General features: G+C 48.7%; 16 protein-coding genes. 8 read left to right on the top strand and 8 right to left on the bottom strand.

Annotated features, from left to right (window positions below; genetic code table 11):
• The first annotated feature begins 11 nt into the window (after positions 1-11).
• Positions 12-278, top strand: coding sequence for a 30S ribosomal protein S20 (rpsT, locus tag RWM02_RS07385; protein ID WP_002949506.1), 267 nt, complete (start codon positions 12-14; stop codon positions 276-278).
• An 11-nt stretch (positions 279-289) separates the two neighbouring features.
• Complete coding sequence (gene prfA / locus RWM02_RS07390; RefSeq protein WP_122861782.1) at positions 290-1,357, top strand: peptide chain release factor 1; 1,068 nt, start codon at positions 290-292, stop codon at positions 1,355-1,357.
• 581 nt (positions 1,358-1,938) lie between these two features.
• On the opposite strand, the gene RWM02_RS07395 is transcribed toward prfA, so the two are convergent.
• The 3 genes from RWM02_RS07395 to RWM02_RS07405 are packed head-to-tail and all read right to left on the bottom strand — an operon-like array spanning position 1,939 to position 3,270.
• Entirely contained in the window at positions 1,939-2,340 is a 402-nt protein-coding gene (locus RWM02_RS07395; RefSeq protein WP_314070646.1) for a tetratricopeptide repeat protein, read from the bottom strand.
• Positions 2,337-2,591: a MarR family transcriptional regulator gene (locus RWM02_RS07400; protein WP_122861784.1), complete on the bottom strand. Its 255-nt coding sequence runs from the start codon at positions 2,589-2,591 to the stop codon at positions 2,337-2,339. The genes RWM02_RS07395 and RWM02_RS07400 overlap by 4 nt, the downstream gene beginning before the upstream one ends.
• A 10-nt stretch (positions 2,592-2,601) precedes the next feature.
• Entirely contained in the window at positions 2,602-3,270 is a 669-nt protein-coding gene (locus RWM02_RS07405; RefSeq protein WP_314070652.1) for a hypothetical protein, read from the bottom strand.
• A 94-nt stretch (positions 3,271-3,364) separates the two neighbouring features.
• Here RWM02_RS07405 and RWM02_RS07410 point away from each other — a divergent pair, with 94 nt between their 5' ends.
• Together RWM02_RS07410 and RWM02_RS07415 are read left to right on the top strand one after the other, a co-directional pair.
• Positions 3,365-4,135, top strand: coding sequence for an exodeoxyribonuclease III (locus tag RWM02_RS07410; protein WP_314070655.1), 771 nt, complete (start codon positions 3,365-3,367; stop codon positions 4,133-4,135).
• Positions 4,129-4,455 (top strand): YnfA family protein, encoded by a 327-nt coding sequence (locus RWM02_RS07415; RefSeq protein WP_314070658.1) that lies wholly within the window; start codon positions 4,129-4,131, stop codon positions 4,453-4,455. Before RWM02_RS07410 ends, RWM02_RS07415 begins: the two co-directional genes overlap by 7 nt.
• A 96-nt stretch (positions 4,456-4,551) precedes the next feature.
• Here the strand turns inward: RWM02_RS07415 and RWM02_RS07420 are convergent, their stop codons facing one another.
• A complete protein-coding gene (locus RWM02_RS07420) occupies positions 4,552-5,112 on the bottom strand; it encodes a manganese efflux pump MntP (RefSeq protein WP_314070661.1) in 561 nt (186 codons plus the stop codon).
• Positions 5,113-5,410: 298 nt separating this feature from the next.
• Between RWM02_RS07420 and RWM02_RS07425 the strand changes: the two genes are divergently transcribed.
• The 4 genes from RWM02_RS07425 to RWM02_RS07440 all read left to right on the top strand — a co-directional run bounded on the left by RWM02_RS07425 (position 5,411) and on the right by RWM02_RS07440 (position 8,877).
• Positions 5,411-6,175 carry a DUF4197 domain-containing protein gene (locus tag RWM02_RS07425; protein ID WP_314070664.1) on the top strand — a complete coding sequence of 255 codons (765 nt, stop codon included), beginning with the start codon at positions 5,411-5,413 and terminating at the stop codon, positions 6,173-6,175.
• A gap of 14 nt (positions 6,176-6,189) precedes the next feature.
• A complete protein-coding gene (locus RWM02_RS07430; RefSeq protein ID WP_314070667.1) occupies positions 6,190-7,077 on the top strand; it encodes a DMT family transporter in 888 nt (295 codons plus the stop codon).
• 228 nt (positions 7,078-7,305) lie between these two features.
• Positions 7,306-8,199 (top strand): DMT family transporter, encoded by an 894-nt coding sequence (locus RWM02_RS07435; RefSeq protein WP_314070670.1) that lies wholly within the window; start codon positions 7,306-7,308, stop codon positions 8,197-8,199.
• A 39-nt stretch (positions 8,200-8,238) separates the two neighbouring features.
• Positions 8,239-8,877 carry a DUF6630 family protein gene (locus RWM02_RS07440; RefSeq protein WP_314070672.1) on the top strand — a complete coding sequence of 213 codons (639 nt, stop codon included), beginning with the start codon at positions 8,239-8,241 and terminating at the stop codon, positions 8,875-8,877.
• A gap of 95 nt (positions 8,878-8,972) precedes the next feature.
• On the opposite strand, the gene RWM02_RS07445 is transcribed toward RWM02_RS07440, so the two are convergent.
• The 4 genes from RWM02_RS07445 to RWM02_RS07460 form a co-directional block, all read right to left on the bottom strand.
• Entirely contained in the window at positions 8,973-9,770 is a 798-nt protein-coding gene (locus RWM02_RS07445) for a metal ABC transporter permease (protein WP_314070674.1), read from the bottom strand.
• Positions 9,771-10,228: 458 nt separating this feature from the next.
• Entirely contained in the window at positions 10,229-10,984 is a 756-nt protein-coding gene (locus tag RWM02_RS07450) for a metal ABC transporter ATP-binding protein (protein ID WP_314070676.1), read from the bottom strand.
• Complete coding sequence (locus RWM02_RS07455; RefSeq protein ID WP_314070678.1) at positions 10,981-12,546, bottom strand: nickel/cobalt transporter; 1,566 nt, start codon at positions 12,544-12,546, stop codon at positions 10,981-10,983. The genes RWM02_RS07450 and RWM02_RS07455 overlap by 4 nt, the downstream gene beginning before the upstream one ends.
• Complete coding sequence (locus RWM02_RS07460; RefSeq protein ID WP_314070681.1) at positions 12,547-13,473, bottom strand: metal ABC transporter solute-binding protein, Zn/Mn family; 927 nt, start codon at positions 13,471-13,473, stop codon at positions 12,547-12,549.
• Positions 13,474-13,545 lie beyond the last annotated feature (72 nt).

Consider the following 13,545-nt stretch of genomic DNA (forward strand, 5'->3'; position numbering starts at 1 on the left):
AAAGGGACATTATGGCAAACCATAAATCTTCTGAAAAAAGAGCCAGACAGACTATTAAAAGGACTGAAAGAAACAGATTTTACCGCACTAGGCTTAAAAATATCACTAAAGCCGTGCGCGTAGCCGTTGAGGCAGGCGATAAAGAAGCCGCGCTAAACGCGTTTAAAGTGGCAAACAAAGACTTCCACAGCTTCGTTAGCAAAGGCTTTTTGAAAAAACAAACAGCTTCTCGCCGCGTAGGACGCCTCGCAAAACTCGTAAACAAACTATCTGCTTAATCTAAATTTTAATGTTAGCCGACAAACTGCAGCCTTTTTTGGATCGCTACGACGAGCTCTCTCGTCTGCTTAGCGATCCGTCTATCACAAACGATATCGCAAATATGACCAAGCTCTCCAAAGAGCAATCAAATTTAGAAGATATCGCCTCGGCTGCAAAGTCCTATCTGCAAACTCTCGCAGACATCGAGGAGAACAAGGCTCTGCTCGATGACGCCGAGCTTGGCGAGCTAGCCAAAGACGAACTAAAAAATCTCGAATCCCAAAAAGAAAATCTCGAAGAAGAGATTAAAATTTTACTCCTTCCAAAAGACCCCAACGACGATAAAAACGTATTTTTAGAGATCCGCGCGGGCACCGGCGGAGACGAAGCGGCGCTTTTTGCGGGCGATTTGTTTAACGCCTACGCCAGATACGCCGAGCTTCGCGGGTATAAATTCGAGATCGTGAGCCAAAGCGAGGGTAATACGGGCGGCTTTAAAGAGATTATTTTGCTAATAAAGGGCAAGGGGGCATACTCGAGGCTCAAATTTGAGGGCGGCACCCACCGCGTCCAGCGCGTACCCGAGACCGAGAGCCAAGGCCGCGTGCATACCTCGGCCGTCACGGTCGCTATCATGCCCGAGGTCGAAGATAGCGAGATCGAGATAAATCCAAACGACCTTCGCATCGATGTCATGCGCAGCTCGGGCCACGGCGGACAGTCGGTAAACACGACCGACTCGGCGGTGCGAATCACTCACATCCCCACAGGCATAGTCGTTACAAACCAAGACGGCAAAAGCCAGCACAAAAACAAAGAAGCCGCGATGAAGGTGTTAAAAGCACGCCTTTACGAGATACAAGAAGAGGAGCGCCTAGCCAAAGAAACCAGCGAACGCAAAAGCCAAGTCGGCACCGGCGACCGCTCGGGACGTATCCGCACCTACAACTTCCCGCAAAACCGCATCAGCGACCACCGCATAAATTTGACGCTTTACCGCCTCGACGCGATAATGGCGGCGGGACTTTTCGACGAGATTATCGAGCCGCTGATTGCGCATTATCAGGCCGAAGCGATCTCGGACGCGGATCTATAAATTTTAAAATTCACTCAAATTTCGGCATTTTTATACGATATTTTCGTTAAATTTGGATGCAAATTTTATTGCAGACGAAGTCGTGATACAAGTTAAATTTGACGACTTATCTTTGCACTTTAGGTAAAATCTCTGAAAAATAGTTGCAAATTCGGATCTGCTTTTTTAAATTTAGCGTTAAAAATATTAAATAAAAACTAAGTTGAGGTGTGTAAACCAATGAATTTTAGTCACTGCTGATACGTAAATTTTTCAAATTTATCCGACTAAAATTTATCAAATTTCCAGCCTATCACGTCGTCGATACGTAAAACAAAAACCGTCCGTCAAAGCCAAATTTAACGCTCGAAATCGAGTTCTATAAAAATAGCAAAACCCGTAAAATTCTCAAATTTATAACCATAAACAAGGCGTCTAATTTATTGCGAGCGGCTTTGCAAAATTTGAGTGAAGTTTTTACAGTAAATTATTCAAATTCAGTGCCTAGAAATAATCTAAAATCCTGCTCCGAAGCTAAATTTAACATCGCACCGGCGTATTCGTCATGCGCAAAATCCGTCTTTATACGGCTAAAAACAGCCTCACTTCGCTAGTTCAAGTATATTGCACGCGCGTTTGGAGCCAAGCTCGCAGGCCTTTTTGAGTCGCTCGCCCGATAGTTCGAAGCTCTGCTCTGCGACGTCGCCCCTTAGATAAAACACCGACTCTTCGTAGCAGCTCTCCACGCTCCCTGCGGCGCAGGCGTCTTTGTAGATCGCAAAGGCTTTTGCGCCGTCCTTGTAGCCCGTTAGCCCTTTAGCGTAAAACTCCGCAGCAAAGTAACACGCCAGCGCGTCGCCGCCCGAGCAGCTTTTTTCTAGCGTAGCGAGCGCTTTTTCGCAGCTTGAGGCGTCGCCTTTGTTTATGCAGGCATTTAGCCCGGCCTCGTCTATCGCGGCGTTTGCGAACGCGACCGCAGCGGCGAGTATCCAAATTTTCCTCATTTTTTCTCTAGTTCCTTTAAGTTTTTAAATCTATAAATCCCGTTTTTCACTCGCTCGAAAATTTTGCGATTTTCAAGCAGTTTTATCGTCTGCGTGACGGTGGGCTTGCTGGCGTCCGTCTGCTCGCAGATATCTGAAATTTTAACGGTTATGAAGCCGTTTTCGTCCGCATTTTGGGCTAAAAACAAGATGATTTCCATCTTTTTCTCGCCCAAAATTTGACCGAAAATCTCCCTCTCTAGCTCCGTCATCGCGCTAAATTTACTTGTATTCTAGCAGTTTAAAGTATTTTTTCGCGACGGGATCGAGAAAAAAGGCATCGTATTTATCGCCCGGGTCATTTCCCATAAGTTCCGGTCTCATGTTGTATTTGTACATTTCTCGACCATTTTCATTCTCGTCTTCATGATAAACGTAAAACGCGCCGTCTAGGACGACTTGTCCAAATTTACATTTTTTGCTCTCGCTTTCTTCATTAGGCCATTCGTATTCCCATTTGTATATCTGCCCAAAATTTGAATTTCCGACTTTTAAAAATATATTTTTGAGATGATTGCTGTTAGGCTCGTCCAGCATTAGTTCGCCGTATTCGATGCCTGTGTTTACATCTCCGTCATATCCTTCGCCAAAGTCGTAATTTTTTCCTTCGTAGGTTATTTTGCTACCGTCCGCCATAACGAAATTTTCGCCCAGACGACTATAGTTTTCATCCTCTTTGCGCTTGCTTGCCTCGGCTTCTAAGTGTTGCATGCTGTTTTCATTGACGCAGTAGCTGAGTTTTAGCTTTACGATATCGTTTTTATTCTTTTTTAAAAACGATTTTAACGCGTGCATAGACTTGACATCTGACAAAAATATCTTGGCAGTATCTATCTCTTTCGCACCCAAAAACGCGGCAAGCGCAAGCGATAAAACGATGATTTTTTTCATTTTTTACTCCTTAAAATGATCCTGATTTTACTAAATTTTAGCTTATTTTACGGCTCTTGCGATACAATACGCCAAATTTAACAAAGGATAAAATTTGAAACTAATCAGCTGGAACGTAAACGGACTGCGCGCCGTCGCCGCTAAAGACGGCTTTGCTTGGCTAGAGCAGCAAAAGCCCGATTTTTTGGGCCTTCAGGAGATTAAGGTGCGCGAGAGCGACGTGCCTGCCGAGATTTATAAGCTCGGATTTAACGAAATCAGCGTAAATTCGGCGGCCAGAGCGGGGTATTCCGGCGTGATGAGCCTAGCTAAATTTGGCTCCGTTACGCAAAAGGCGGCGTTTTTTGACGACGACGAGGGGCGGGTTTTGGAGCATAGATTCGGCAACGTCGTGCTTTTTAACATCTACTTTCCAAACGGCCAAAAAGACGAGACGCGCCTAGCTTACAAGATGGACTTTTACGCTAAATTTTTAGCTTACGTCGAGGAGCTCGTAAAGCAGGGCAAAGACGTGATATTTTGCGGCGACGTAAACACCGCGCACCGCGAAATCGACCTCAAAAACCCCAAAGCAAACGCGAAAACCTCGGGCTTTTTGCCTATCGAGCGCGCATGGCTGGACGAGGTCGTATCGCGCGGCTTTATCGACACCTTTCGGCACGTGCGCGGCGACGTCGCGGACGCGTATTCGTGGTGGAGCTACCGTTTTAACGCCCGCGCTAAAAACGTCGGCTGGAGGATCGATTATTTTTTCATTTCGGCAAGCCTCAAAGACCGCCTAAAAGACGCCTTTATCCTAAGCGATATCACGGGCTCCGATCACTGCCCCGTGGGCATAGAGATCGATCTGGACGGACTTTGTTAAAAGAAATCTTGCTTTATTTTGCGGCGGCGTTTTTCGAGATTTTGGGCTGCTTTAGCTTTTGGGCGTATTTTAGGCTGGGCAAAAGCGCGCTGTTTTTGGGGCTCGGCGGTGCGTCGCTCGCGGCGTTTGCTTATATTTTGACGCGGGTAAATTTAGACTTTACCGGACGCGCCTATGCCGTCTACGGCGGCATCTATATCGTCTCGTCGCTGCTTTGGCTGCATTTTGTAGAAAAGCAAGCCTTTACCAAATGGGACTTAATCGGCGGCGCGATTTGCCTACTGGGCGCTTGCGTGGTGCTTTACGGCGGTAGGGGTTAATTTAACCTAAATTTTACGCTTGTTTTTATGCTGCGAGCGAGATTTTGGGTTAAGAGCAGCGTTTTGATTTCTAAATTTTAGCGCACCGTATCAAATTTAACTCAAAAACCCATGATCAAAAAGGTGCGTGATTAGGATTTTAAAACCAAGTGCGATGAGGATCGCGCCACCTAAAATCAGCGCCTTTTGCTCCAAAAACTCTCCCGCAAATTTACCGACGTAAAACGCCGCGACGCTAAGCGCAAAACAAACTATCCCGATTACGGCGGCGCTAAAGTAGATGTCAGCAGCCGTAAAGCTCAGCGTCACGCCCACGGCTAGCGCGTCAATGCTGGTGGCAAATCCGCCCGAAAGTAGCATCTTCGTATCAAGGCTTACGGCCTGCGTAGGCTCGTTTCTACAGGCTTCGCGAATCATTTTTACGCCCAAAAAGCCCAAAATCGCAAACGCGATAAAGTGATCGATCTGCGCGATAAATCTCGCAAACGCCGCGCCCAAAAAGTAGCCCGCAAGCGGCATCGCCGCCTGAAAAAATCCAAAAACTGACGCGATAAATAAAATCTTTGATAGCGCGAGATTGCGGTATTTCGCGCCGTTTGCGATGCTAAGCGCCGCCGCGTCCATGGCAAGCGCGATAGAGAGAAGTAAAAGCTCCATTTTGCCCTTTCAAAAAGGCTAATTTTAACTCAAAATTTGCCTCCTGCGGTTAATCTCTCTCAAATTTGCGGCTAAATTTGACGTCTGAAATTTGGAGCCAAACGGACGAGCGCACCATATAAATTGTGCTTAAATTTAGCCCTTAAATCACGGCTCAAATTTGCGATTTAAATTTTGCAAATTTAATCCTCCGCGCCGTAAAAATGCGGGTAAATTCGCTCTAAAAAGGCCAAATTTACCCGTTTAAAAGCTGCAATTTAATATCATAACCGCCGAATTTTACTTTAAGGAAAAATCGATGAAAAAAAGTTTGATCTTATGCGCTATTTTACTCGCCGTTTCGGCTCAGGCGGCAGGCTGGCAGGACGCGCTAAATAAAGAGACGCTAAATCAAGGCGCGCAGATACTGGGTGCAGCAAACTCGGGAGACTATAAAAGCGCGGTCAGCTCGGCTCTAAACGCGGCCGTTAAGGAGCTGTCAAACGGAGGATTTCTAAAAAACGCCACAGCCAAAATCCCGCTGCCAAAGAGCCTAGAAACGGCGGCAAATTTGGCTAAAAAAGTGGGCGGCGAAAAGTGGGCCAACGAGATGGTAACTTCGATAAATAACGCGGCAAGCGCTGCCGTGCCGGGGGCTGCGGACGTATTTTCGGGCGTGATAAAAAACATGAGCGACGCGGACGTGAAAAAGGTGCTAGAAGGCGGCAAGGACAGCTTTACGAAGTTTTTGCAACAAAACTCGAGCGAGAAACTGCAAGCCGTGTTTAAGCCGATCATTACCAAAATGATGAGCGATAATACCTTTGCCACGGCGTACAACGGGCTAAATTCGTTCGTCGCGGGCAGCGCGCTGGCAAAATCAGATGCCGCAAAGCAACTAAAAGGCATCGCAACTAGCATGGGCGCGGGCGAATACATCCCGCAAGAAAACGAGGATCTAAACGGCTATATCACGCGCAAGACGCTAGATGGGCTCTTTAACGTGATGAGCGAAAAGGAAAGCTCGCTAAGGGGCGGTGCCGTGGAGCAGGGCACGAAGATCCTGCAGGGAATTTTCAAGTAAAATAAGGGAGAATAGTGAAAAATAGTTTGGAATTTCGCGCCGACGTAGGCATGATTTTTGTTGCGATAGTCTTTGGTCTGGGCTATCTGCCTACCTCGCTAGCGCTTGCGACCAACGGCGTTTTTGGCGTTTTGTTTTGGAGATTTTTGCTAGCGGCGATCATAGCCGGCGCGATTTTTTACAAAAAGCTAAAAAACGTAAGCGCATCTGATATAAAACCCGGCGTGATTTTGGGTCTGTTTTTGTTCGCGGGATTTGTCAGTCAGACTTTTGCGTTTAAGTACGCCGACACCTCGTCTGTGGCCTTTATAATCGGGCTAAACGTGGCTTTGGTGCCTTTTATTGCGGCGGGGCTTTTTAGGCATAAAATTTACTCCTATGCGTATGTGGGCGTGGCGTTTGCGGTGGCAGGGCTTTATATGATAGGCGACACGAAGGTCGGCTTTGGCCTGGGCGAGATTTTGGCTCTGGTTTGTGCGTGCGCCTACTCTTTTCACATCGTGCTCACCAACCGCCTGGTGCAAAAATGCAACCTCGTAAATATGGTCTATTTTGAAATTTTGACCCTAATCGCGCTTTGTTTCGCGGCTATTTTGGTTTTTGAGGACGCTAAAATCGCTCCCGTCGTGGACAGGGCGTTCGTCATAGCGATGGTAGTCGTGGGCGTGCTGGGTACGGCGTTTGCGTTTTTCGCGCAGGCGCTGATGCAAAAATTTACCACGCCGGTTAAAACGGCGATATTTTTCACTCTCGAGCCCGTAACCGCAGGAGCGATGGGCTATTTCATCGGCGCGGAGGACATCAGCGCATACAGGCTTTGCGGCGCGGCGCTCATCTTGGTCGGAGTTTTGATCAGCGAGATAGGCAGCTACCTGCGCGCTAAAAAGGAAAATTTAGCCTAAATTTCGGCGGATTTTGCTTGGCGTTTCGCTCAAAGCACCGGCCCTCCGTAAAATCAAATTTATCAAATCGCTGCCAAATTTACTCTCGCGGCGATTTTATCCATTTTAAATTTATCGCCCTTTTTGCCAGCTAGCAAGAGGGCGGCGACTCTCAAATTTGACGCGATAAAGCCCGAATTTAGAGAAATTGCGTTAAATTTGCCCCTTAAATTTAGCTAAAGAAATCAGATGAAAAAATCAACCGAATTTAAGGCCGACCTCGCACTGTTCGTGATCGCAGTGGTCTGGGGCGTGACGTTTTTGCCGATGGCGCAGACGCTAAAGACAAACGGCGTTTTTACGCTTTTGTTTTGGCGATTTTTGATCGCGGCCGCGCTAATGTCGCTAATAAGCCTCAAATTTACGCGCAAGATCGACCGCAATTCGTTAAGATTCGGCGCATTTTTAGGCGCGCTTTTGTTTGCGGCCTTTACGCTTCAGACCTTCGCTCTCAAATACGCCCCAAGCTCCACCGTCGCCTTTATCACGGGGCTAAACGCCGTTTTTACGCCGTTTATCGCGCTTGCGTTTTTCGGACAAAAGGTCGTGGTTTACGCATTTATCGGCGCGTTTTTATCGGCGGCGGGGCTTTATTTTCTAACGGGCAGCGAGCTGGGTTTCGGTGCGGGTGAGGCGCTTAGCGTCGTTTGCGCGCTTGGCTTTGCGCTGCATATCATTTTCACGGGCGTTTTGGTGCGCAGGTGCGAGCTTTATTGGATGGTGAGCGCGCAGTTTGCGGCCGTGGCGGCGCTTTGTTTCGTCGCCGCGCAGATTTTCGAGCCTCGCAGCGTCGTACCCGTTTTGGACGAGGCGTTTTTCGTCGCGGTCGCAGTAACGTCAGTGTTTGCGACAGTTTTGGCGTTTTTCGTACAGACGGCGGCGCAGCGCTACACGACGCCCGTTAAAACCTCGCTTATATTTACCTTTGAGCCCGTGAGCGCAGGTATAGTGGGGTATTTCGTCGGCGGCGAGATACTAAGCGGCGTGCAGATAGCAGGAGCCGGGCTCATACTCTTTGGCATCGTCGTTAGCGAAGTCGGCAGCTACTATAAAAATAAAAGATCGCGAGAAGCCGGCTCGTAAGGGCGGCTAAATTTGACGAATCTAATCAAAGGAGCGAAAATGACGAAAGATCAGTGCTGCGTCCTAAAGCATTTGACGGCGGGCGAGACGGGCAGTTTTGGGAAAATGGGCGAGATTAATGACGGTGAGTTTTTGGATGCGCTTATCGCAAAAGGGCTTGTTTGGATGCTTGACTGGGCCGGCGAGGACGAGACGGGAGAGCTGGGTAAATTTATCAGCTCTAGGCTTGATGCGCTGCAAAGCGGCGTGTCACTAGACTGCGATAAAATTTACGCAAGGCTCGAAAAAGAAGCGAAAAAAGAGGGTTTCGAGCGCGGCGATGCGAGCCTATTTTTTATGAATGAGTTTCAAAAAGCACTAAAGAAGAGCGATTTTAGGCTGTTTACTTTGGAGCTTCATAGCGACGCTTATTATCTACTTATCGCGCATAAGGACGCCGAGAAAGATTTTAAAAAGCTAGGCAAGCGCGAGGAGCTATTTTGGAATATCGCGCCGTGGGGCAAGCGCCGCAAAAGGCAGATCCTTTACGTCATAAACTGCGAGTGCGGCGAGATGTCCGCGTGGCAGCTGGATGCGGACGAGCCGTCGCCAAGGGACGAGGTTTGCGAGGTATGCGGGCGGGTACTTTTCGACGCAGACGGCAATGCGATGCAGCCTTTGGAGAAGGAATTTATCTGATTCGGCTTTGCGGGGTCAATTTGCCTGTGTCATATGTGAACGACTATAAATTGTTCTCGCAAATTTGACCTAAAATTTAACCCAAAACGCCGAATCTACCGCCTCTTTACCGCGGTAAATATAAAAAAACAAATCGAAGCGATAAGGATGATGCTCGCGCCGCTGGTTAAATTCGCCTCAAAGCTCAGCCACAGCCCGCTCACGCAAAACGCGGCCGAGATGAGAGCGGCATTTAGCATCATCGTGCCCAGGCGGCTCGAGACTGCGCCCGCGATGTAGGGCGGGATCGTGAGCAGCGCGATAACGAGTATAAGCCCGACTGCGCGTATCGTCATCACGACGCTTAGCGCCATCATGCACGTTAGCGCGTAGTAGAGCAGCGTCGTGCGCACGCCGCGAAGCCTCGCAAACTCCGCGTCAAAGCTAAGCGCCTCAAACTGGCGGTAAAATAGCGCGACGGATGCGAGTATGACGCAGTTTGCCACTGCCATGAAAACAAGATCGCCCTGCGGCACGGCCAAAATCGAGCCAAAAAGATAGCTCATGAGATCGACGTTGTAGCCAGGCGCTAGGTCGGTGAGGATGATGCCAAACGCCATACCAAACGCCCACAGCGCGCCGATAACGGAGTCCATTTTGCTCTTGTCTTTGAGTGTGATCGTAGCGATGAGTAGCGCTAAAAATACGGAAAACAGGCTCGCTCCAAGCAGCGGCTCGAGCGAAAAATAAAACGCGATGCCAAGCCCGCCGTATGCGCCGTGAGCGATGCCGCCGGCGATAAAAACCATACGATTTATGACCGTGAGCGTGCCGATCACACCGCAGGCGATGCTAACGAGGATGCCCGCCAGCAGGGCGTTTTGCATAAAATTTAAGCTAAGAGCATCTAGCATTTGTTTCCTTTTTTTACTTTTTTCGGCGTTTGGGTTCCCGTTTTTATATTAAATTTCGTCGAAAATTTTAAAATTTACCCGCCGAGCTTCTTTGCGTAAAAAACAACCGTTTGAGGTTGTTTTTTACTTTGTTGTAAAGGGGGTGGGGGCTTGAATGGCGAAGTCGCTCCCCACCCCCTTTAATCCCCCTCCCCCTACGACGCTTTTAAGGTGGCGACATGGCTTTGCTGACGCAAAGCGTCGCGAGTTTAAATTTGCATTTTCAAGATGCAGGTCTCGGTGACCTAAATTTGCAAATTTGACTTCAAATTTGAAGTCAAAAAGTTAAGGCGCAGTCTTTTTGAGATGATTTTTGGGGTTGCGCAGGTAAAATTTAGCTTAGGCTAGACATATAGTCTGCCGAGCTAAATTTTAGCCAGCTCCGCAAAAAGCGCTCAAAAGACAAGCCGTTGCCAAATTTAGCGATGTCCGCAGCCACATTCTTTTAACGCCACCTCCACATCGCAAAAATGCCTATGATCTCTCGCCAAATGCTCGATAAAATCCTGCTTTGAGCCGTGCGAGATCTCGTGCATGAAAAGATCGTGATTGACGTAGGCGACCTTGGTGGCGAAATTTAGCGTCAAATTTACGTCGTGGCTGATGAGCACGACGCCCGTGCCCTCGGCGTTGATCTGCTTTAGCAGCTTGTAAACGTCGGCTTGACCCTTCGTGTCGATACTGGCGGTGGGTTCGTCTAGCATCAAAATTTTAGCCTTTGCGCAAAGCGCGCGAGCGATATAGACGCGTTGGCGCTGTCCGCCGCTTAGCTCGCCGATCTTGCGCCGCGTAAATTCGCCCATCCCGACGCGCTCCAGCGCCGCCTCGGCCTCTATCTTGTCGTCCTTGCCGTAAAATCCAAACAGCTTTTTATCTATCCGCCCCATCAAAACGACCTCGAGCACGCGCATCGGGAAGCTTTGATTTATCGGGATATTTTGCGGGACGTAGCCCACGGCCTTGCTCACGCTAGCAGGCTCCTGGCCAAACACCTCGATCGTGCCGCCGCTTGGCTTGTTTAGACCTAACATCAGCTTTAAAAGCGTGCTTTTGCCGCCTCCGTTTGGGCCTATGACGGCTAGAAAATCCTTGCAGTCGTATTCTAAATTTATACCGTCAAACACGAGGTTTTCATCGTAACCGAAGCTCAAATTTCGCACCGAAATGTCGCTCATAAAACGCTCACCTTACCCGAAATATAAAACATAAAAACGCCGAGCCCCAGCATCACGAAAAGCGCTGCAAACTCGCAACAAGTCCGCAGCGCGCGAAATCTCACCGCACCCTTTAGCTTAAAGCCGCAAACGGCCGCCAGAAATATCACCGCTCCCATGCCAAGCCCCATAAATAGGCCGCTAGCAAGCCCCGCCGCGTAGCTGTTTAGGCTAAAGGCCAGCACGAAAACCAGCAGCGTGCCAGGACACGGCACGAGCGATCCTGCTAGCACCACGAGCCACTCGCTGGCGGTTTTTGGCGCCTCGGTAGAAGCCCTACAGGCCGCGCAGCCGCATTCGCTCTCGTGAGCTACGGGGTTAAATTTGACGGAATTCGCGCTCAAATTTGACGCGGAGGCTAAATTTGAACCAAAAACTTTACTCGCTCGGTTTGCACCCTTTTCGCCCAAGATAGGCGCGGCGGCAAAGCTAAATTTTGGCTTTAGAGCCGTTTTTTTAATCTTAGCGTAGATCATATAAAGGCTCACGCAAACGATCGTTACGGCCGAAATTTTTGTCATCGCGCCCGCCATGTCGCTAACCTTGTTCGTCAAAAACGCATTTAAAAAAACGTAGCTAAAAAGCACGATCAAAAACGCCCCCGCCACGTGCGCGAAGCCGACCTTCATCGCAAAAACTAGAGCGCGCGAGTAGCTGCCGCCGTTTGCGACGAAGTAGCTAGCCGTTAGCATCTTAGCATGCCCGGGGCCTGCTGCGTGCAAAAAGCCGTAAAAGAAGCTAACCGCGGCTAGCAGGGCGAAATTTAGCGCGTTTAGCTCGGTGCTATTTATCTTGATGAGCTCTTTTAGGCGCTCTAAAAACTGAAGGCTCATGCCAGAAACCGAGTCAAATTTGGCCTTATCCGCTGCGTCGATTTGCTCTAAATTCTGCTTATTTTGCGGCTTAATAAGCGAGCTAAGTTCAGGCTTTGCGGGTTCTATTTTAGGCGCTTTTGAAGTCATTTCAAAAAACGCCGCATGCAAATTTACATTTGGCACGAGATAAATTTTATCGGTGAGAGCGTATGGGTCTGGCGAGCTTATTTTAAAGTTAAAAAATCCCTCGTGGTCAAAAATCTCGACCGTGACGACGCGGCCGTCTTTGACCGCTAAATTTAGCTCTAAAATATACTCGAAATTTAGCCTGCCGCCCTCCAGATAGACCCGCTGCGAGAGCGTTTTAGTGTGCAAATTTACGGTCTCGCCCGCGCCGTCGTAGTAGCCTACGCTAGTTAGGTAGCCGCGCGGCACGATGTAGTCGAGCAGGGATTTTTGCACCTTCCACGCTTCGTTTTTGCTAAGCGCTTTGTCGGCATTTTCGTCGTAGCTTTGTAGCGTGAGTTCGGTGAAATTTTCAGAAAATGTCCAGGTTACGGCGGCTGTTTTGATCGTCTCGCCTTGCAGGTTAAATTTAATGTCGGCATGCGCGGTCGGGGTGTAAAGCGCGCATAGCGCGCAGGCGTGCGCGAAGCTAAAAAAGGACGCAAAAAGCGCGAAAACGGCAAATATGCGTCCAAATTTCATTTACAGGCTCTTTGCGAAAATTTGCGCCGTTTTGCGTAGCTCGGCATCCCAATCAAGCGGCAATTGATCGATCTCTACGACGCTTGCGCCGCTTTCTTTAGCGACGGTTTGCGCGGCTTTTTTAGAAAACTGCGGAGCGACGAAAATAACCTTCACGCCGTGCTCTTTGGCTTCCTCGATGAGCTCTTTTAGCTGGGCGGGTTTTGGCTCCTTGCCCTCTACTTCGATCGCGATTTGCTCTAGATCGTAGCGCTTAGCAAAGTAACCCCAAGACGGGTGATATACGATAAATTCGCGGTTTTTGACGTTTGCTAGAGTGTTTTTGATAAAGCCGTCAAGCTCGTCAAGATTAGCTTCAAATTTGGCCAAATTCGCCTCAAAAAGCGCCTTGTTCTCAGGGTATTTTTCGATTAGCGCGTCGGCGATGTTTTTAGCTTGGACTTTTACGGAAACGGGATCTAGCCAGATATGCGGGTCAAATTCGCCGTGGTGATGCTCGTGATCGTGGTGATCGTGACCAGCGTGTTCGTGCTTATGCTCGTGGCTTGCGTGTTCGTGCTTGGCGTCATGGTGATGCTCGTGTTCGCCGTGTTCGTGGTGACCTTCAAATTTGATCTTTTCCACGCCCGCGTCGGTTTTTACGATTTTGAGATTTGGATAAGATTTTTGAAATTTCGGCAACCAAGCATCCTCAAACTCGATCCCGATAGCAAAATAAAGGTCGCTTTTTTCAAGCGCGGTCATTTGTTTAGGCTTTGGTTCGTACGTGTGCGGATCGGCTCCTTTGCCCACCATCACGTTTACCTCGACCGCGTCGCCCGCGATTTGCTTGACGAAATACTCCTGCGGCAAAATACTGACGCTAACTTGCCCTTTGGCGTAGAGCGCGACTAAGCCCAAACATAAAAACGTGAAAATTTTTCTCATTTTTATCCTTTCCGTGTTAAAATTTGGGCGAAATTATATCAAAAGCAACTTAGTTGCAAATTAATTTTTCTC

Source organism: Campylobacter showae (assembly GCF_963515975.1).
Lineage (GTDB): Bacteria > Campylobacterota > Campylobacteria > Campylobacterales > Campylobacteraceae > Campylobacter_A > Campylobacter_A showae_F.

What these genes read in the sequence shown, in the direction of transcription:
- RWM02_RS07405 (WP_314070652.1), bottom strand. Translation starts at nt 3,270, where the DNA reads ATGAAAAAAATCATCGTTTTATCGCTTGCGCTTGCCGCGTTTTTGGGT.
- RWM02_RS07420 (WP_314070661.1), bottom strand. Translation starts at nt 5,112, where the DNA reads ATGGAGCTTTTACTTCTCTCTATCGCGCTTGCCATGGACGCGGCGGCG.
- rpsT (WP_002949506.1), top strand. Translation starts at nt 12, where the DNA reads ATGGCAAACCATAAATCTTCTGAAAAAAGAGCCAGACAGACTATTAAA.
- RWM02_RS07455 (WP_314070678.1), bottom strand. Translation starts at nt 12,546, where the DNA reads ATGAAATTTGGACGCATATTTGCCGTTTTCGCGCTTTTTGCGTCCTTT.
- RWM02_RS07400 (WP_122861784.1), bottom strand. Translation starts at nt 2,591, where the DNA reads ATGACGGAGCTAGAGAGGGAGATTTTCGGTCAAATTTTGGGCGAGAAA.
- RWM02_RS07450 (WP_314070676.1), bottom strand. Translation starts at nt 10,984, where the DNA reads ATGAGCGACATTTCGGTGCGAAATTTGAGCTTCGGTTACGATGAAAAC.
- RWM02_RS07435 (WP_314070670.1), top strand. Translation starts at nt 7,306, where the DNA reads ATGAAAAAATCAACCGAATTTAAGGCCGACCTCGCACTGTTCGTGATC.
- RWM02_RS07460 (WP_314070681.1), bottom strand. Translation starts at nt 13,473, where the DNA reads ATGAGAAAAATTTTCACGTTTTTATGTTTGGGCTTAGTCGCGCTCTAC.
- prfA (WP_122861782.1), top strand. Translation starts at nt 290, where the DNA reads ATGTTAGCCGACAAACTGCAGCCTTTTTTGGATCGCTACGACGAGCTC.
- RWM02_RS07395 (WP_314070646.1), bottom strand. Translation starts at nt 2,340, where the DNA reads ATGAGGAAAATTTGGATACTCGCCGCTGCGGTCGCGTTCGCAAACGCC.
- RWM02_RS07445 (WP_314070674.1), bottom strand. Translation starts at nt 9,770, where the DNA reads ATGCTAGATGCTCTTAGCTTAAATTTTATGCAAAACGCCCTGCTGGCG.
- RWM02_RS07425 (WP_314070664.1), top strand. Translation starts at nt 5,411, where the DNA reads ATGAAAAAAAGTTTGATCTTATGCGCTATTTTACTCGCCGTTTCGGCT.
- RWM02_RS07440 (WP_314070672.1), top strand. Translation starts at nt 8,239, where the DNA reads ATGACGAAAGATCAGTGCTGCGTCCTAAAGCATTTGACGGCGGGCGAG.